Annotated in this window: 22 protein-coding genes; 8 read left to right on the top strand and 14 right to left on the bottom strand. The window is 37.8% G+C overall.

Annotated elements, in window-relative coordinates:
• The first annotated feature begins 139 nt into the window (after nt 1–139).
• The 3 genes from AQF98_RS20710 to AQF98_RS20700 are packed head-to-tail and all read left to right on the top strand — an operon-like array spanning nt 140 to nt 1,343.
• Complete coding sequence (locus tag AQF98_RS20710) at nt 140–772, top strand: peroxiredoxin (RefSeq protein WP_055133877.1); 633 nt, start codon at nt 140–142, stop codon at nt 770–772.
• 14 nt (nt 773–786) lie between these two features.
• The gene (locus AQF98_RS20705) at nt 787–1,098 is read left to right on the top strand and encodes a co-chaperone YbbN (protein ID WP_055133876.1); all 312 of its coding nucleotides are present in this window, start codon (nt 787–789) and stop codon (nt 1,096–1,098) included.
• On the top strand, nt 1,095–1,343 hold the full coding sequence (locus tag AQF98_RS20700) for a hypothetical protein (RefSeq protein ID WP_055133875.1): 249 nt from the start codon (nt 1,095–1,097) through the stop codon (nt 1,341–1,343). Before AQF98_RS20705 ends, AQF98_RS20700 begins: the two co-directional genes overlap by 4 nt.
• A gap of 71 nt (nt 1,344–1,414) precedes the next feature.
• On the opposite strand, the gene AQF98_RS20695 is transcribed toward AQF98_RS20700, so the two are convergent.
• The 5 genes from AQF98_RS20695 to AQF98_RS20675 form a co-directional block, all read right to left on the bottom strand.
• Entirely contained in the window at nt 1,415–1,978 is a 564-nt protein-coding gene (locus AQF98_RS20695; RefSeq protein ID WP_055133874.1) for an AraC family transcriptional regulator, read from the bottom strand.
• Between the two features lies 1 nt (nt 1,979).
• Nucleotides 1,980–2,486 carry a DUF3347 domain-containing protein gene (locus AQF98_RS20690; RefSeq protein ID WP_055133873.1) on the bottom strand — a complete coding sequence of 169 codons (507 nt, stop codon included), beginning with the start codon at nt 2,484–2,486 and terminating at the stop codon, nt 1,980–1,982.
• 6 nt (nt 2,487–2,492) lie between these two features.
• A complete protein-coding gene (locus AQF98_RS20685; RefSeq protein WP_055133872.1) occupies nt 2,493–3,305 on the bottom strand; it encodes a hypothetical protein in 813 nt (270 codons plus the stop codon).
• A gap of 2 nt (nt 3,306–3,307) precedes the next feature.
• Nucleotides 3,308–3,844 (bottom strand): heavy-metal-associated domain-containing protein, encoded by a 537-nt coding sequence (locus AQF98_RS20680; RefSeq protein ID WP_055133871.1) that lies wholly within the window; start codon nt 3,842–3,844, stop codon nt 3,308–3,310.
• Nucleotides 3,845–3,942: 98 nt separating this feature from the next.
• Nucleotides 3,943–4,344, bottom strand: coding sequence for a hypothetical protein (locus AQF98_RS20675; RefSeq protein ID WP_055133870.1), 402 nt, complete (start codon nt 4,342–4,344; stop codon nt 3,943–3,945).
• Nucleotides 4,345–4,471: 127 nt separating this feature from the next.
• On the opposite strand from AQF98_RS20675, the gene AQF98_RS20670 reads away from it, so the two are divergent.
• From AQF98_RS20670 to AQF98_RS20650, 5 genes are all read left to right on the top strand, one after another.
• The gene (locus AQF98_RS20670; RefSeq protein ID WP_055133869.1) at nt 4,472–5,035 is read left to right on the top strand and encodes a hypothetical protein; all 564 of its coding nucleotides are present in this window, start codon (nt 4,472–4,474) and stop codon (nt 5,033–5,035) included.
• A 4-nt stretch (nt 5,036–5,039) separates the two neighbouring features.
• Nucleotides 5,040–5,756 (top strand): peptidylprolyl isomerase, encoded by a 717-nt coding sequence (locus tag AQF98_RS20665; RefSeq protein WP_055133868.1) that lies wholly within the window; start codon nt 5,040–5,042, stop codon nt 5,754–5,756.
• 1 nt (nt 5,757) lies between these two features.
• A complete protein-coding gene (locus AQF98_RS20660) occupies nt 5,758–6,525 on the top strand; it encodes an exodeoxyribonuclease III (RefSeq protein ID WP_055133867.1) in 768 nt (255 codons plus the stop codon).
• Between the two features lie 188 nt (nt 6,526–6,713).
• On the top strand, nt 6,714–7,955 hold the full coding sequence (hutI, locus tag AQF98_RS20655; protein WP_055133866.1) for an imidazolonepropionase: 1,242 nt from the start codon (nt 6,714–6,716) through the stop codon (nt 7,953–7,955).
• The gene (locus tag AQF98_RS20650) at nt 7,948–8,931 is read left to right on the top strand and encodes a formimidoylglutamase (RefSeq protein WP_055133865.1); all 984 of its coding nucleotides are present in this window, start codon (nt 7,948–7,950) and stop codon (nt 8,929–8,931) included. Before hutI ends, AQF98_RS20650 begins: the two co-directional genes overlap by 8 nt.
• Here AQF98_RS20650 and AQF98_RS22195 read toward each other — a convergent pair.
• The 9 genes from AQF98_RS22195 to AQF98_RS20610 form a co-directional block, all read right to left on the bottom strand.
• On the bottom strand, nt 8,906–9,067 hold the full coding sequence (locus tag AQF98_RS22195; protein ID WP_161805896.1) for a hypothetical protein: 162 nt from the start codon (nt 9,065–9,067) through the stop codon (nt 8,906–8,908). The genes AQF98_RS20650 and AQF98_RS22195 overlap by 26 nt on opposite strands.
• A gap of 57 nt (nt 9,068–9,124) precedes the next feature.
• Nucleotides 9,125–9,691, bottom strand: coding sequence for a 5-formyltetrahydrofolate cyclo-ligase (locus AQF98_RS20645; RefSeq protein ID WP_055133864.1), 567 nt, complete (start codon nt 9,689–9,691; stop codon nt 9,125–9,127).
• A 117-nt stretch (nt 9,692–9,808) separates the two neighbouring features.
• Nucleotides 9,809–10,369 carry an elongation factor P gene (efp, locus tag AQF98_RS20640; protein WP_055133863.1) on the bottom strand — a complete coding sequence of 187 codons (561 nt, stop codon included), beginning with the start codon at nt 10,367–10,369 and terminating at the stop codon, nt 9,809–9,811.
• A 147-nt stretch (nt 10,370–10,516) separates the two neighbouring features.
• Nucleotides 10,517–11,077 carry an elongation factor P gene (gene efp / locus AQF98_RS20635; protein ID WP_055133862.1) on the bottom strand — a complete coding sequence of 187 codons (561 nt, stop codon included), beginning with the start codon at nt 11,075–11,077 and terminating at the stop codon, nt 10,517–10,519.
• Between the two features lie 182 nt (nt 11,078–11,259).
• Nucleotides 11,260–11,874: an ABC transporter ATP-binding protein gene (locus AQF98_RS20630; protein WP_055133861.1), complete on the bottom strand. Its 615-nt coding sequence runs from the start codon at nt 11,872–11,874 to the stop codon at nt 11,260–11,262.
• A gap of 315 nt (nt 11,875–12,189) precedes the next feature.
• Nucleotides 12,190–12,975, bottom strand: a complete 786-nt coding sequence (gene lpxA, locus AQF98_RS20625; RefSeq protein WP_055133860.1) for an acyl-ACP--UDP-N-acetylglucosamine O-acyltransferase — start codon at nt 12,973–12,975, stop codon at nt 12,190–12,192.
• On the bottom strand, nt 12,975–14,384 hold the full coding sequence (locus AQF98_RS20620) for a bifunctional UDP-3-O-[3-hydroxymyristoyl] N-acetylglucosamine deacetylase/3-hydroxyacyl-ACP dehydratase (protein WP_055133859.1): 1,410 nt from the start codon (nt 14,382–14,384) through the stop codon (nt 12,975–12,977). Before AQF98_RS20620 ends, lpxA begins: the two co-directional genes overlap by 1 nt.
• Nucleotides 14,385–14,387: 3 nt before the next feature.
• On the bottom strand, nt 14,388–15,458 hold the full coding sequence (gene lpxD, locus AQF98_RS20615; protein WP_055133858.1) for a UDP-3-O-(3-hydroxymyristoyl)glucosamine N-acyltransferase: 1,071 nt from the start codon (nt 15,456–15,458) through the stop codon (nt 14,388–14,390).
• A gap of 120 nt (nt 15,459–15,578) precedes the next feature.
• Complete coding sequence (locus tag AQF98_RS20610; RefSeq protein ID WP_055133857.1) at nt 15,579–16,802, bottom strand: HD domain-containing protein; 1,224 nt, start codon at nt 16,800–16,802, stop codon at nt 15,579–15,581.
• Nucleotides 16,803–16,819 lie beyond the last annotated feature (17 nt).

Below are 16,819 nucleotides of genomic sequence, written 5' to 3'. Positions count from 1 at the left end.
AATAGACAAAAACTAATTATAAGTTTCATTATATAGTTTTTATCTATAATGCTATAGGTATTAAGTATGTCAGATTAGTTAAACTTGGTTGCTTAAGAAGGCCAATTGCCGTATCTTTGCAAAAAATTTTAAATTAATTATGGCAATAGTAGGTAAAAAATTCCCGAGTGTTAGTATTGATGCAATGTCTGAAATGGGCGATAACTTGAAGATCAATATATTTGAAGAAGCAGTAAATAAAAATTCTAAAGTTTTGTTATTCTGGTATCCAAAAGATTTCACTTTTGTTTGTCCAACAGAATTACATGCTTTCCAATCAGCTTTGCCTGATTTCGAAAAAAGAAATACAATGGTAATTGGTGCATCATGTGATACCAATGAAGTTCATTTTGCTTGGTTAAACACCGCAAAAGATAATGGTGGTATCGAAGGTGTAACTTATCCACTTTTAGCAGATACACACAGACATTTAGCAAATATCCTTGGCATTTTAGATCAAGATGTGGAGTACAATGAGGCTGGCGAAGAAGTGTTTTCTGGTTCAAACGTTACTTACAGAGCAACTTATTTAATTGACGAAACTGGTAAGGTTTTCCACGAAAGTGTAAACGATATGCCATTGGGTAGAAATGTAAAAGAATATTTGCGTTTAATTGATGCCTATAGCCACGTACAAAAACATGGTGAAGTTTGTCCTGCAAACTGGGAAGAAGGTAAAGAAGCAATGAATGCCAACAGAACAGGTGTTGCTGAATACTTAAGCGCAAACTAATTCAACTAGAAAATATGTTTTTAGAATTAACAGAAGATAGCCTTCAACAATATGTTGCTGAAAACAACAAAGTAATGGTTCAATATGCGGCATCATGGTGTGGCAATTGCAGAATCATGAAGCCAAAATTTAAAAAATTGGCTGCTGAAAACGAAGACGTTGTTTTCTTGATTGTTGATGCTGAAAAATTGCCCAACTCACGTAAACTGGCCAATGTTGACAACTTGCCAACTTTTGCAGCTTTTGAAGGAGGAGCCTTGGTAGACCAAGTGCAAACCAATAAAACAGAAGTGTTAACGGAGTTATTTCAAAAAATAAAATCATGAAGATTCCAGTAATCAGACAATTGTTCCAAAATAGCAGCCCTGAGCAGCTCGAAGCAACCTTAGAGGTGCTAGAAGCTTTTTGTGAATTTAGAGGCGTAAATGAAGCAGAAATTGATGTAGCAGGAGAACTAATCACCAATATCTGTGGTGCCCTTGAGGTTCATTCAAGAGTGAATGATGGCGCTTTAGAAAAAGATGCATTGAATGAATTTGCCCAAAGGGTAATGGGTTCAATCGATAGGTAATTGGCCTAAACATCGGCTATTTCAAAAAAGGCTCGCAAATTAGATTTTGCGAGCCTTTTTTGTAACCTTCTTTAAATTTCATCTAAAGGTTTTCGAACAGTATGTTGGTTCAGTTTATAATCAGAAGGAGTAACCCCACACACTTTTTTAAACTGGGTTGACAGATGGGCTACACTACTGTAATGAAGTAGATAAGCGATCTCGCTGAGCGATTGCTCGCCATAAGTAAGCAGTTCTTTTACCTTTTCTATCTTCTGCTGAATGAAAAACTTCTCAATGGTATTGTGCTCTGTTTCAGAAAAAACGGTACTCAAGTGGGCATATTCCATATGCAAATGTGCCCTTAAATAATCTGAAAGATTGATTTTCAACGTTTCAGTAGGATAATGAACCAACTCAATAATCGCTGTTTTAATCTGCTCGGTCAATTGCTTTTTCTTATCGGTAAGCAGTTCAAAACCAAATTTGTTCAAGGCCGCTTCAATTACTTCCAAGGAGATTTTTTGCGCCTCTACTTCTTCCAATTGAACTTCTCCCAACTGTATATCAAGAGGTTGCAGACCAAGCTTTTCGAGCTCAGTCTGAACCACCATAACGCAGCGACTGCATACCATATTTTTGATATACAACTTCATCCTATTTTTTGGCAATTGTTTCACTTACCTCTCCACAATCGTACATTTTGCTTCCGTAAAATGGATTCTGAACGGCTTCTACATCATTTAACCAGCTTCTTTTAACCATTGGGCAATATTGAATGTAAACCGTTGTACTGTTCATGTTCATTGCCTTTGTCAACTTAATCATTGCCGAAGACACGTATTCAAAACTTTTTCTTTGTGCTTTTAAATCTTTCTCTGCTACAATTGGCGTGGCATACTTCTTTAGTTCTATCGTTTGTTTTTTCCATTCTGCTTGTTGTGCCGCAGTTAATGTTTTAACAGGGAAAGCTGCTATAGTAGCTGTTAGGCTTTTAGCACTTGTTCCAGCCAAGTCTACATTGTCTTTGGCCAATGCATTTTTAGTGTCGAAATAAGCTTTTAAAGTGTTGTTAAATTGGCTCTTTGCTACGGTACTCTGCGCTTTTACAGCCGAAGAAATGATAATGCTCAATAGCGCAACGATTACTAATACTTTTTTCATGATTTTTTATTTTAATGCGTTAAAAAAATTAAATTCTACTCTGGCCAGATACATGTTTTTCAAGTACCTGTTTTCCATATTTCCAGTGGCCTGAAAACGATAACCTAAATCTATTCTGGTTCTGCTGTTCAAAATTACCTGAACCGCCGGAGCAATATCCAGATAAGAGTTTCCATTGGCCGGGTTTGTCTTTCCTAGCAACTCAACATATAAATTAAAGTTGGGCTGGTTATAGTTTTTATACACAAATGGCAACAACAAGTATCCACTAGACAAACTGTAGTTCAACATTTGATCTGGCTGGGCAAATCCAGTAAGGGCTTTGCTTTTTGAAGCAAAGCTTTGGCTATACCCCAATGTTGCAGACAAGGCCAGTTTATGAATCAACTGTGTAAAGATCAATCCGCCTTGCCAGCCAGAATTGTCTCCTTCTAGGTTAATGTCTTCGGTATAAGTTGGCCTTTTGCTGGTACTGATTCTTCCATAAGCTGCTCCGCGAAAATGGCTGTGGGCCTCATCTAACGATAGAAACCGGTACTTGGCATACAAACTGCCTCCTTCCAATCGGTAATTGCCATCCATATCAGACAAAAATCCTTGTACATGAAACATGATGCTCTTATTTACACCCACCATTACCTCGCCCATGGTCCTGCTCCTAAAATCAGGGCTGAACATTCCTTCGTTGGTTAACCTTACCCCTATCGATTTAGCCGGCATATTGCTTGCAGGCTCTGTAAAAACATACAGTTCCTGAGCAGAAACAGCTCCATTTACACCGAACAATAACAGTGCAAACAGCATTATTCTATAGCTCATTTTTAGATGCTTAAATGATAGATCCTAGTTTTTTTGCCGTTGATTAGTCCTGTTCCGCTGGCATATGAGTCAAACTTAACGGTACTCGTTTTTTGCTTAAAGCTGCTATTTGAAATAAAGCTCTTGTCAATTACATTTACTTTAACCGGACCGTTTAAAACTTTGCTTTTAGCATTGGCAAAACGATAAACATTCGCCCCTACAATGGCTTGTCCATTATCGTCAATCTTTACTTGGTTAAAGTTCATGGTGGCTTCTAATTTCCCTACAGAAAAACCTGCATCCTTTACCTTGGTATTCAATTGATCAAAATTTACCGCTTTGTCCTTTTTAAAAGTAATGATGAAAAGGTTTTTATTGAGATCTGGAGTTACATTACTTACATAGTCTAATGTACGTAAAGACTTCTCGGTAGCTTGAGAACACATGGAACAAGTTAAACCTGTTACCTGCATTTCTACTGTGGTTACTTCTTGGGCCGATACTTTGTTTATAGCAAAAAGCATTAAAAAGCTGATGATAATTTTAGTGGTTTTCATGACTGAATTTCTTTAAATGAATAAATGATCTGCCTTCTTTTGAAGGCATAAAAAGGCACATCACAGCTTACGAAGCCATAACATGATTATTCATTTAGCTAATTCCTGAAAACACAATTGAACACATGTATCGCTACACCTGTAGATTTGGGGGGAGCCTTATTTTCTAGACGACTAAAAAGATTAGGCAAGAAATATTTAATCACCTCACTAACCCGAGGGTGTAGGTAGGTATCTAAGCTAAAAAGCTTAGGCAATTTAAAAGAACTTTCTGTTTGGTGGCTGTCTTTAACTTTAACATCAACCTTGGTGTTTTTACAACAGCCATCGTCTTTTTTAGCCACAGGTTCCTGTTTACAATATTTACAGGCCGTTTTGTTTTCGTAAAAAGCAACAGAAGCTAATTTTCCTCCACAAAAATGCATGCTCAAACCCACCCCAATTACACTGAACAGGTAAAAGGTGCTTAGGCCTATTGCTAATTTTTGCTTTAACTTCATTATTAACAAAGCTATAGATAAATTTTTGAAAACAAATTTTATAAAGTGTTAAAAATTGGTAAATAAATTAAGTGGCGATGTCTATCCGTTCTACTTTTTTAAATAACTTAGCATAAATCTACTCCAAATGGCTAAGCATCTAAATACAAATAAACATGAAAAGCTGTTACAGAAACATATCGAAAACAAAGATTTAGTTACTATTTATAGGACTTTACTCGGTAGAGAAAACAATATCTCTGGGTTTATTTTAGCAAAATCAAAACAGTTTTTATTATTACAATTGGATTCAGACTTTACGCTGGATGGTTATGCTATCGTTGGTGAAAATGGTTTTGAAAGTATCAGACATAATAAATATGATCAAACACAACAAAAAATCTTAAAAGCTGAAGGGATAACTGATCGTGATTACGGCATTGATAAAAAAATTGAATTAGAAAAGTGCGCGTCTGTATTGAATTGCCTCAAACAGTACGATTATCATATCATTATTGAAAGCCTTAAAAAAGATTATATTGGATTTTCTATTGGTCCAATTATAGAGGTTACTAAAAATTATGTTAGCATTAAAGAATATGACCCCGCAGGCAAATTTGATGATAAACCAACAAAAATAAAGCTAAATCGTATAATACATATTAAATTTGGCGATAGGTATTCAACAACTTTTAGAAAATACTTGAAATAATCTGATGAAAAAATTCTTACTCCTGATTTTAAGCTGCTGTTTTATACAAGCTTATGCAGCAAAACCGAAGTATACCTATGTAAAAATTGCGACTTCGAAGGGCGAATGTATTGTTAGGCTCTATAATGAAACCCCTTTACACCGAGATAATTTTATCAAATTGGCTAAAGAAGGCTTTTACAATGGTACGTTATTTCATCGTGTAATTAAGGAGTTCATGATCCAGGGAGGTGATCCTGACTCAAAAACAGCAAAACCCGATTCTGCTTTGGGCAGTGGCGATTTAGGCTACACCATTCCACCAGAATTTAGGGATAGCCTATTCCATAAAAAAGGTGTATTGGCAGCAGCCAGAGAAGGCGATGCCAGCAACCCTACCAAAGCCTCGAGCAGCTCACAATTTTATATTGTGCAGGGCAAAGTATGGACAGATTCGCTGTTAAACGTTACCGAAACCAAACGTATGAAGTTTAAAATACCTGAATGGCAACGTCAGGTGTATAAAACCATTGGAGGCACACCACATTTAGATCGCAATTATACCGTTTATGGCGAAGTGGTGAAAGGGTTGGAAATGGTCGATGCCATTGCTGCAGAACCTACCAATCCTGCAAATCGACCCAAAACAGATATCCCGATGACGGTGACCATCTTAAAAAAACGAGAAGCTAAAAAACTAGAAAAAGAACTGGCTAAAAACGCGGCCAAGAAAAACACATAAAATGAAGATTATCTCTTACAATGTAAATGGCATTCGTGCCGCAGCTACAAAAGGTTTTTTCAATTGGCTCCAAGCAACTGATGCAGATATGGTTTGCCTACAAGAGGTAAAAGCTTTGAAAGAGCAGATCCCCGAAATTGTAGCATTGATTGAGCAATTGGGCTATCACCATTATTGGTTCCCTGCCGAGAAAAAAGGCTATAGCGGCGTGGCTATTTTAACGAAAATTAAACCAAACCACATTACCTACGGTTGCGGAGAGCCTTGGATTGATGCAGAAGGAAGAATTTTAAGGGCTGATTTTGATAATTTCTCTTTAATGAGCTTGTACATGCCTTCTGGTTCTAGTGGCGATGAAAGACAGGTTAAAAAATATGAGTTTATGCGCTTTTTTGATGGCTACATTGATGAGTTGCGCAAAGCACATCCAAACTTGATCATTTCTGGCGATTATAACATTTGCCACAGGCCAATTGATATCCATAATCCTAAATCGAATGCCAACTCTTCTGGGTTTTTACCAGAAGAAAGAGAATGGATGGAGTTGTTCATGAACAATGGCTTTATTGACACTTTTAGGCACTTTAACAAAGATCCACACCATTATACTTGGTGGAGCTACAGAGCTGGTGCTCGAGGAAAGAATTTAGGTTGGCGCATTGACTATCATTTGGCAACCCAACCAATGGAAAGTCGATTGAAAAATGTAAAAATCCTTCCAGATGCCTTGCATTCTGATCATTGTCCAGTTTTATTAGAAATAGAATAGAGGTTGTGAGTTATGGGTTGTATGTTAAAAGTCTTGGCGCCCAAACCATAATAAAAAGTTGTGGGTTATGAGTTTCGAGTTAAAGGTCCAAGCGCCCAAACCCACAACCTGTAACCTACACACCATTACTAGTTTAAACACCCAAACCCATAACTCGTAACACATAACCTATAACCCCTAACCCAATTATGTTAATTACAAATATCAAAGGTCTTGTTGGCGTTCACCCAAAAGAAAAATTAGTACTACGTGGTAGCGAAATGGCTAATTTACCTGTGCTGGAAAATGCCTGGCTTTTATTGGAAGATGGGCTAATCAAAGATTTTGGGACAATGGATACTGCTCCATCTTCCCTTTTACATCTTTCATCAACCATTGACGCGAGTGGAAGGTTTGTCTGTCCATCATGGTGCGATAGCCACACCCACATTGTTTTTGCAGCCCCACGTGAAGAAGAATTTGTAATGAAAATTGCGGGCAAAACTTACGAAGATATTGCCGCAGCAGGTGGTGGTATTTTAAACTCTGCCCGTAAATTAGAGCTCGCCACTGAAGATGAACTCTTTGAAAGCGCCAGGTTAAGGCTGAAAGACATGCTTAAACAAGGAACTGGGGCAGTAGAAATTAAAAGCGGCTACGGATTGACGGTTGAAAGTGAACTTAAAATGTTGCGGGTAATCAAAAGATTAAAAACTGCCTTTAACATCCCTATTAAAGCCACTTTATTGGCGGCACATGCTTACCCTACAGCTTATAAAAACGATCATCAAGGCTATATCAACCTCATTATTGACGAATTATTGCCCATAGTGGCCCAAGAGCACTTGGCCGACTACATGGATGCCTTTTGCGAAAAAGGATTTTTCTCTGTAGAAGAAACAGACCAATTGTTAACTGCAGCAGCAAAACATGGTTTGAAACCAAAAATACATGCCAATCAACTTTCCGTTTCTGGAGGCGTACAAATAGGTGTAAAACACCATGCGGTTTCTGTAGACCATTTAGAAGAAACGGATGAAGCGGTGCTCAACACCTTGGCAAATGCCGACACCATTGCCACCTTACTGCCTTCTTGCTCATTTTATTTGAACATTCCTTTTGCCAATGCCAGAGGTTTATTAAATGCAAATGCACCCGTTGCATTAGCTACCGATTATAACCCTGGCTCAACCCCTTCTGGAAACATGAATTTTGTGGTTTCTTTGGGCTGTATCAAATTAAAAATGTTACCCGAAGAAGCCATTAACGCTACTACTTTAAACGGTGCGGCCGCTATGGAACTAAGTAATGAAGTGGGTAGCATTGCCATCGGCAAAAAAGCAAATATCTTCATCACTAGGGCTATTCCATCTTTAGCCTTTCTACCCTATAGTTTTGGACAATCGCAAATAGAAACGGTGATTTTAAATGGGGAGATTTACAATGGATAGCTTAAAGATATATACTCAAAAAGATCTCCTCACCTTGGTTAACCAAAGGGCTGGCGAACAAAAATTGGGCGAAAAGGTAACGGTCATTTCTTCATTAGATGAACTTAAAAATAGTACGGCATCTTTTGTGCTTTTGGGCATCCCTGAAGATATTGGAGTAAGGGCAAACCATGGTATTGCTGGGGCGAAAACTGCATGGCCTGTTGCTTTAAAAACATTACTCAATATCCAAAGCAATCCTTTTTTACAAGGTGAAGAAATTTTGGTTTTGGGCCATTTTGAGATTGCAGAACCTGCCGACCAAAGTGTGGAGGGCTTAAGAAAAAAAGTTGCAGAAACTGACCTGTTGGTATTTCCGGTAATAGAAAAAATAGTAGCTGCAGGTAAAATACCTATTGTAATTGGGGGTGGGCATAACAATGCTGCTCCGCTTATCTGGGGTAGTGCTTTGGCCTTAAAACAAGCTCTTAATGTGGTAAATATAGATGCCCATGCCGATTTGCGCAACCCAGCAGAAGGTAGGCACAGTGGCAATGGCTTTAGCTATGCCCTACAAAATGGCTATTTAAATGCGTATCGGATATTTGGCCTCCACCAAAATTATGTAAACCAGGCTTTACCAGCACAAATTGCTACAAATAAAAAGATAACCGTTACTTATTTTGAGGACCTGCTTCAAAGCAAGGAAACCATTACCACCAATTGGCTCAACTTTACAGATGACCTTGAAGAACCTTGTGGTTTAGAAATAGATTTAGACAGCATTGAAAATGTGTTGTCGAGTGCTACCAGCCCCTCTGGCTTTGCTTTAAACGAGATTAGAAAAATTCTTTTGTCTAACACCAAAAAGTACAGCTATCTACATCTTTGCGAAGGGGCGATTACCATGGAGGATGGGAGAAACGATCAAAGAACAGGAAAAGCGATTGCCTATTTGGTGAGCGATTTTATTAAAGCACTTCGTCCTCGTATTTAGCGGCAGCCTTCATCATCAGCTCCATTTCTGCTTTTTGTGCAGCTGTTAAAGGATCTTCTTGTTCCTGCATCTCAAAAATGGTAATCATTGTGTCTTCATACTGTTGAGCTGAAGTTATTTTAAATTCCTTTTCCATGATTGATTCAATTTTGAGATTTCAGTTTAGTTTTCGGCTTAGTGTAATTTTATAAAATTAAGGATTAAAATCAATAATTCCATTTGGTGTAATACACTTGTCCAATCGGATATCATTCAAATGTACATCAATAATTTTTTCTGTAGCCTCAAAAAAAGACAATCCTACCTTTTGTGTGGTGATACCTTGTAAAAAACGGTCGTAAAAACCCTTTCCATAGCCCACCCGATATCCATTTTGATCAAATGCCAACAAAGGCACTACAACCATATCTGGCGTACCTACAAACGGTTTCGCTTTTTGTGGCTCGGGGATTTGGTAATGGTTATTCAAGAGATCAGCGCTGTCCAAGTAAATGAAATTACTCATTAGATTAGTGCTAAAATCTGCCTTGGGCACCACGATTGTTATTTCTGGATGATTTTCTTTTAACCAATCGATCATTAAGAAGGTATCAGGCTCTTTTTGATGAACAATAGGCAAAAAGAGATGTATGCTCTTGATCTTGCTAAAATCGAGCGTTTTAAAGCCCTCCAACAGCTTTTTATTAGCCAAAGCCACATCTACGCTCGTTAATGCATTGCGTTGCGCTAAGGCTTGTTTTCTTAAGGCTGCTTTAAGCATCTTGATTGGAAGAATTAAAGTTAATGGTGAAACGAAATTACAAAAAAATGGCTTCAGAAATTACTCCGAAGCCATCTGTTATTTTTGTTGTCCTTTGCTAGGCTCAGGAACATTATATTATTTTACACGCTCTACGTATTCGCCGGTACGGGTGTCAATTTTAATTTTATCGCCCTGGTTTACAAACATAGGTACTTTAATTTCTACGCCATTTTCTAAAGTAGCGCTTTTTAAAGCGTTGGTAGAAGTATCTCCTTTTACAGCTGGCTCTGAATAAGTAATTTCAAGCTCTGTAAAGTTCGGGATTTGTGCCATAATTGGTTCTTCACTTTCCATAGAAACCAAAATACTCATTCCTTCTTTTAGGAAACGAATAGATGCGCCAAACAATGTTTTAGGCACATTATGCTGCTCGAAGCTAACGTTATCCATTACTACCAGATAATCGCCATCCTCATATAAGTATTGATAATCGCTCGTTTCTACTCTACAAATTTCTACTTGTTCGTCTGTATTCATACGAGCTTCAACCAGTCTAGAAGACTTAATGTTACGAAACTTACCGGTGTAAAATGCTCCGCCTTTACCTGGAGTGCGGTGATTCCACTCTTCAACAGTAACCAATTCTCCATTTACGCGAAGAATGTTACCAATTTTTATTTCTGATGCTTTTGCCATATTAGTTTATCAAATCACTATTTTATTTGGTCTTTTTTTGAAGGCGCAAGGTAAAAACTATTTTTAAAATAAAAAGCAAAAAAAATGGCTTCGGGAACCACTCCGAAGCCACAATCAACCTAAACCTAAACTAAACTATGAAAATTCTTATTTTACTCTTTCAACATATTCGCCTGTACGTGTATCAATCTTCACTTTATCGCCTTGATTGATAAACATTGGCACTTTGATTTCTACTCCTGTTTCTACGGTTGCATATTTCAATGCACTTGTAGAAGTATCGCCTTTAACAGCGGGCTCAGAGTAGGTAATTTCTAATTCAACATGCGAAGGCGTTTGTGCCATAATTGGCTCCTCACTTTCAAATGCAATAATTACATTCATTCCTTCTTTCAAAAATTTAACACTTTTACCGAATAAAATTGTCGGAATATTAAACTGTTCGTAAGTAGTATTATCCATTACTACTAAAAAATCACCATCTTCATACAAATACTGGTAATCGCTGGTTTCAACTCGGCAAATCTCTACTTCTTCATCAACACGAAAACGATATTCAACCAATTTTCCGGTTTTAACGTTACGCATTCTAGCTTGATAGAAAGCTCTTAAATTTCCGGGAGTACGGTGAAGAAATTCTTCTACTTGTACCAATTCTCCGTTAAATCGTAGAATGTTTCCGTTTTTAATGTCAGATGCTTTTGCCATTTTATTTGAAATTTTGCCTATTCCTATAGCCTCATTTCGTGGCGCAAAGGTATAAACTATTTTTTAATTATACAATAGTGATTTTAAAATATTTTTTCTTTGTGGATTTAAACAGAAATAGGCTGGTTTTTCACCCTGTATTTCTTACACAAAGGTATCTATTTGACAACTAAATGTCAATACTATTTGTAATCTGTAATTTTCAATTGATGGGCACAAAAAGAATATTCGTGCGCTTGATTTGACCCTACCAATACCATTTTGTCGCCCGCAAATTGCTCAATGAGCGAGGCATACCAGGCTATTCCTTGCGTATCTAAATTAGAGGTGGGTTCGTCTAACAACAAAATTGGCGAGTTGGTACAACAGGCCAAGGCCAACTTGGTGCGTTGTTTCATGCCTGATGAGAAATATTTTAAAGCCTTGTCCTGCGATTTCTCCAGACCAAGCAGATCTAACACCGCATTGGCATCTAAACCTGCGGCATAGGTCTTGAACTGAAAATGAAATTGAATGGTCTCTTGCAGCGTAAATTCTTCTACCAAATCTAAATAAGGTGCTGCAACGCTGATGGATTGATAAATATCCTCCACCTTTACTTCTTCAGGATTCTGATAATTGATTGTACCTGCTGATGGCGTAAGGTTACCCATCACAATGCTCAACAACGTCGATTTACCAGAGCCATTTGGCCCTAAAACCGCGTAATTTTCGCCCTGCTTAAACGTGTAGCTGATATCCTTAAATATCCACTCTTTGTTAAACCTGCGACCAATATTGTTGAGGGTGATTTCCATTTATAGTATTGAGATGGGAGACGGGAGGATCAATGCATTACGCCTTATTGTTCAATTGCTCAATTGTTTAACCGGTTAACTGTTCATTTAGATTGAGGATCAAGAGCCTAAACCTTACGTCTTCAACCTTATAATCTTACAAACGTTTAATTGCTCAATTGTTTAATTGGTAAACTGTTCATTTAGACAGGGGTACAAGACCCTAAACCTTATGCGCTACGCCTTAATGTTTAATTGCTCAATTGTTTAACTGGTTAACTGTTCATTTAGATATGAATATCAAGCCACTAGGCCTTATACCTTCAACCTTACAAACTAGCCTCCAGTACCAAAACCTCTCATTACCCCGCGGTTAGAGTTGCGGATAAAATCGACAATCTCATCACGGATTTCGGTAGGCTGAAATTCTGCTTCTATGATATCTAATGCCTTGGTTACGTTATTGTTTTTTACAAAAAGCACACGGTAAATCTCTTGGATTTCGTTGATTTTTTCTGGAGAAAACCCTCTTCTACGCAAACCAACAGAGTTGATACCTACATAAGAAAGAGGCTCTCTTGCTGCCTTAACATAAGGAGGAACGTCTTTACGCACCAATGATCCGCCAGTTACAAAAGCGTGTGAACCTACTTTAACAAATTGATGAATAGCCACCAATCCTGCCAATACTACATAATCGCCAATGGTAATGTGGCCTGCTAAGGTAGTACTGTTAGAAAAGATACAATAATCACCAACTTCACAATCATGCGCAATGTGCGAATAGGCTTGGATCAAGCAGTTCTTTCCAATTACCGTTTTCCATTTATCTTTGGTACCACGGTTAATGGTTACGCATTCGCGAATAGTGGTATTGTCGCCAATTTCTGCGGTGGTTACCTCACCAGCAAATTTTAAATCTTGCGGAATACCTGAAATTACTGAACCAGGGAAAACCCTACAGTTTTTTCCAATCCTAGCACCATCCATGATCACAACATTTGAGCCGATCCAGGTGCCTTCGCCAATTTCTACATCTTTATGAATTACAGCAAATGGTTCAACAACAACATTATCTGCTATTTTTGCTTGTGGGTGTATATATGCTAAGGGTTGTATCATTATACTATTTCGCTTTCTTTTACTTTTGAAATTTGTGCCATCATCTCGGCTTCTACTACTATCTTTTCGCCAACCATGCCTATGCCTTTCATTTGAGCAATTCCGCGTCTAATTGGTTCCATTAAATCACATCTGAAAACTAGCGTATCGCCTGGCAAAACTTGTGCCCTAAAACGTACATTGTCAATTTTCAAGAAATAAGTTAAATAATTTTGTGGGTCTGGAACGGTACTTAAAACCAAAATACCTCCAACTTGAGCCATAGACTCAATTTGGATTACACCAGGCAATACCGGCGCTCCAGGAAAGTGCCCTCTAAAGAAATCTTCGTTCATGGTTACGTTTTTAACGCCTACCACGTGCGTTTTAGAAAGCTCCAAAACCTTATCTACAAACAAGAATGGTTGTCTGTGTGGCAAAATCTCCATAATCTGAACCACATCATATAATGGCTTCACATTTGGATCATATACTTTTTGGATTTTTTTTCCTTTTTCCTTTTTAATGGCTGCCTTAATTTTTTTAGCAAAAGCAACGTTAGCAGCATGACCAGGTCTAGCTGCCATGATATGGCCTTTTAAATGAACCCCAACCAAAGCCAAATCGCCAATCATATCTAATAATTTATGACGTGCTGGCTCATTTTGGTAACGCAACTCCATATTGTTCAAGATCCCTTGTGGAGCTACTTCAATGGCATTTCTTTTAAAGATCTTAGCCAAATGGTCTAATTCTTCTTTGGTTACTTCTTTATCTACAATTACAATCGCATTGTTCAAATCGCCACCTTTAATCAGGTTGTTTTGTAACTGATATTCTAATTCGTGTAAGAAACAGAAGGTACGGCAAGAAGCAATTTCTTTTTTAAATTCAGCAATGCTAGAGATGCCTGCATGTTGACTTCCCAATACTGGAGAGTTATAGTCAATCATACAAGTAAAACGGTAATCATCTAGCGGCATGGCTACAATTTCTACCTTTCTATCTACTTCTGTATAGGTAATGTTATGTGGAATGGTAAAATATTCGCGGTCTGTGCTTTGTGCAATCACACCAATTTCTTCCAACGCTTCAATAAACTGAATTGCACTTCCATCCATAATTGGTGTTTCAGGGCCATTCAACTTCATCAATACATTGTCGAGATCCATGCCCACTAAAGACGCCATTACGTGCTCTACTGTACTTACGCTTGCTCCATTTTGAGAAATGGTTGTTCCTCGGGCAGTGTCGGTAACGTTATCGCAATCTGCATCAATAATTGGTTGTCCCGGAAGGTCTATTCTTTGAAATTTAAACCCATGGTTATCTGGCGCAGGGCAAAAAGTTAAGGTTACATTAGCTCCTGTATGTAAGCCAACTCCTTTTACAGATACTTCGCCCTTTATCGTCTTTTGTTTAACGTTCATTCCTTATTTTTGTATGGTACCAATATGTTCTATGATCGCAGTAAGTTCTGCAATTTTAGCTTCTAATTCCCTAATACGTTTATCAACTTCAGGTAATTTTTTAAATATAACGGTAGATCTCATCCATTCTTTTAAAGGTTGAGCCGGACTACCATGCCATTGTTTATTTTCTTCTGTATTAAAATTAATTCCGGCTTGTGCACCAACTTGGGTGCCTTTACCTAAAGTTAAATGGCCCGCAATGCCTACTTGTCCGCCAATTACAGAGTTTTCGCCTAATTTGGTACTTCCAGAAATACCAGACTGAGCAGCAACAACTGCATGTGCACCTACATCTACATTATGTGCAATTTGGATCAGGTTATCTAACTTTGCGCCCTTGCGGATAAAAGTAGAGCCCATCGTTGCTCTGTCAATAGTTGTATTTGCTCCAATTTCTACGTCGTCTTCTATTACAACGTTTCCAATCTGCGCAATCTTATTATAGGTGCCATCTGGCTGTGGTGCAAAACCAAATCCATCGCTGCCAATTACGGCATTAGAATGAATGGTTATCCGATTGCCCAGTTTTGAGCGGTTGTAGATTTTCACACCAGGAAAGATGACACAGTCGTTACCTATTTTGGTTTCTGCGCCTACATACGTTTGAGTATATATTTTTGTATTATCGCCAATTTCAACATTTTCTTCAATGCAGCAAAAAGCACCGATATATACATTATTACCAATTTTAGCTGTGGGGTGGATAAAGCTCGGTTGCTCTATTCCTGCCGGTCTATTGTCTTGGTTAAGGGCTTCGTTATATTTTTCTAAAAGCACAGAAAATGCGCTATATGGATCTTTAACTTTAATTAAGGTGCTATGAATAGGCTGTGCAGGCACAAAATCGCTAGATACAATTACAACAGAGGCCTGCGTAGTATATAAGTAGCTTTCGTATTTAGGATTAGATAAAAAACACAGCGAGCCAGCATTGCCATTTTCTATTTTAGAAAGCTCTCCAACTTCTACAGTTGCATCCCCCTCAATGACACCATCTAAAAATTCGCTTATCTGCTTGGCAGTAAATTGCATGTTACAAAGTTAAATGTTAAATTGATATGAACAAATAAACAACTCTAGTTAATTTAGAGTATTAGCTACAAGATTAAGACACTTAACGCAGTTAAATGTTATAAATTTTGTTAAAAAATGCTAAATATCTCTAGTATAACATAATATGTGTTTTTTTACTGTTTTATCTAAAGATTCTAAGTTAGACAAATCTGATGCTTTTGCAATATCTACCAACTCATTATTCTTCATTAAAATATTAATGTTACTATTTCCAGCATTATACGCACGGTTTCTAATCGTATCGGTAAATACAAAATAGGCCACATCGTCATCTTCCAAATTGAGCGCCAATGCTGTTTGAACCGCTAAACGCTCTATCCGATCTGCCGATGGCTCGGTATTACTGATCTCTACTTTATAGAGTTTTCTTGCATTGAGCATCTTACAAAGTTTAGCTAGGATCGGATCTTCATCGTTTTCCCAAACTTTTATGGCGGCATAAATATCCTGATCGTCTAACTTAGAGAACTGGAGCAGGTGATTTTCATCTTCAAAGAAGTTGCGCTCGGTAATATCGTTCTGTAAAAAGTGTTGCAAAGCTGGTGTTGCAAACAATATGGCTCCGTTCGAGGCCAATTCTTTTGCTCTTTCTAAAATCTTAACCAATAATTGTTCGGCCGCAATTACCGTTTTGTGCAAATAAACCTGCCAATACATCAATCGTCTGGCAATTAAGAATTTTTCTATCGAATAAATCCCTTTTTCTTCAATTACCAATTGGTCATCAACCACATTAAACATTTTGATAATTCGATCAAAACTAATCACACCCTCGCTCACCCCAGTAAAAAAGCTATCTCGATTAAGGTAATCCATTCGATCTAAATCTAACTGGCCAGAAATTAACTGACAAAAGAAATTACGGTGGTAATTGCCTTTAAATATATTGATTGCCGAAGTTAAACGTCCATCAAACTCATCATTCAATTTGTCCATCATCAACATAGAAATGTCTTCGTGTTTGATGCCATTGACTAGTGTATGCTCCAATGCATGCGAAAAAGGACCATGACCTATATCGTGTAGCAAAATGGCTATAGTTGCGGCTTCTTCTTCTTGGACACTAATTTCATGTCCTTTATTTCTAAGTACCTCTAGGGCCAGGCCCATTAAGTGCATGGCACCAATGGCATGATGAAAACGGGTATGTAAGGCCCCTGGATAAACCAAATGGGTCATTCCCAACTGCTTAATATACCGCAACCTTTGAAAATAAGGGTGCGAAATCAGGTCGTAGACCAATGCAGAAGGAATAGTAATGAACCCATAAACAGGGTCATTGATGATTTTCTTTTTATTCAATTCTTAAAAATAAATTA

This window comes from Pedobacter sp. Hv1 (assembly GCF_001412215.1).
Classification (GTDB): domain Bacteria; phylum Bacteroidota; class Bacteroidia; order Sphingobacteriales; family Sphingobacteriaceae; genus Pedobacter.
The sequence above is the reverse complement of the archived record's forward strand: the minus strand, read 5'-3'. Positions and strand labels throughout refer to the sequence as shown.

Excerpts from the sequence above, each read along its gene's own strand:
- AQF98_RS20690 (WP_055133873.1), bottom strand. The coding sequence starts at position 2,486 with ATGAAAAAAGTATTAGTAATCGTTGCGCTATTGAGCATTATCATTTCT.
- AQF98_RS22195 (WP_161805896.1), bottom strand. The coding sequence starts at position 9,067 with ATGGAAAAGGAATTTAAAATAACTTCAGCTCAACAGTATGAAGACACA.
- AQF98_RS20670 (WP_055133869.1), top strand. The coding sequence starts at position 4,472 with ATGGCTAAGCATCTAAATACAAATAAACATGAAAAGCTGTTACAGAAA.
- AQF98_RS20685 (WP_055133872.1), bottom strand. The coding sequence starts at position 3,305 with ATGAGCTATAGAATAATGCTGTTTGCACTGTTATTGTTCGGTGTAAAT.
- AQF98_RS20705 (WP_055133876.1), top strand. The coding sequence starts at position 787 with ATGTTTTTAGAATTAACAGAAGATAGCCTTCAACAATATGTTGCTGAA.
- hutI (WP_055133866.1), top strand. The coding sequence starts at position 6,714 with ATGTTAATTACAAATATCAAAGGTCTTGTTGGCGTTCACCCAAAAGAA.
- efp (WP_055133863.1), bottom strand. The coding sequence starts at position 10,369 with ATGGCAAAAGCATCAGAAATAAAAATTGGTAACATTCTTCGCGTAAAT.
- AQF98_RS20650 (WP_055133865.1), top strand. The coding sequence starts at position 7,948 with ATGGATAGCTTAAAGATATATACTCAAAAAGATCTCCTCACCTTGGTT.
- AQF98_RS20620 (WP_055133859.1), bottom strand. The coding sequence starts at position 14,384 with ATGAACGTTAAACAAAAGACGATAAAGGGCGAAGTATCTGTAAAAGGA.
- AQF98_RS20645 (WP_055133864.1), bottom strand. The coding sequence starts at position 9,691 with ATGCTTAAAGCAGCCTTAAGAAAACAAGCCTTAGCGCAACGCAATGCA.
- lpxD (WP_055133858.1), bottom strand. The coding sequence starts at position 15,458 with ATGCAATTTACTGCCAAGCAGATAAGCGAATTTTTAGATGGTGTCATT.
- AQF98_RS20700 (WP_055133875.1), top strand. The coding sequence starts at position 1,095 with ATGAAGATTCCAGTAATCAGACAATTGTTCCAAAATAGCAGCCCTGAG.
- AQF98_RS20680 (WP_055133871.1), bottom strand. The coding sequence starts at position 3,844 with ATGAAAACCACTAAAATTATCATCAGCTTTTTAATGCTTTTTGCTATA.
- AQF98_RS20665 (WP_055133868.1), top strand. The coding sequence starts at position 5,040 with ATGAAAAAATTCTTACTCCTGATTTTAAGCTGCTGTTTTATACAAGCT.
- AQF98_RS20695 (WP_055133874.1), bottom strand. The coding sequence starts at position 1,978 with ATGAAGTTGTATATCAAAAATATGGTATGCAGTCGCTGCGTTATGGTG.
- lpxA (WP_055133860.1), bottom strand. The coding sequence starts at position 12,975 with ATGATACAACCCTTAGCATATATACACCCACAAGCAAAAATAGCAGAT.
- efp (WP_055133862.1), bottom strand. The coding sequence starts at position 11,077 with ATGGCAAAAGCATCTGACATTAAAAACGGAAACATTCTACGATTTAAC.
- AQF98_RS20660 (WP_055133867.1), top strand. The coding sequence starts at position 5,758 with ATGAAGATTATCTCTTACAATGTAAATGGCATTCGTGCCGCAGCTACA.
- AQF98_RS20710 (WP_055133877.1), top strand. The coding sequence starts at position 140 with ATGGCAATAGTAGGTAAAAAATTCCCGAGTGTTAGTATTGATGCAATG.
- AQF98_RS20630 (WP_055133861.1), bottom strand. The coding sequence starts at position 11,874 with ATGGAAATCACCCTCAACAATATTGGTCGCAGGTTTAACAAAGAGTGG.
- AQF98_RS20675 (WP_055133870.1), bottom strand. The coding sequence starts at position 4,344 with ATGAAGTTAAAGCAAAAATTAGCAATAGGCCTAAGCACCTTTTACCTG.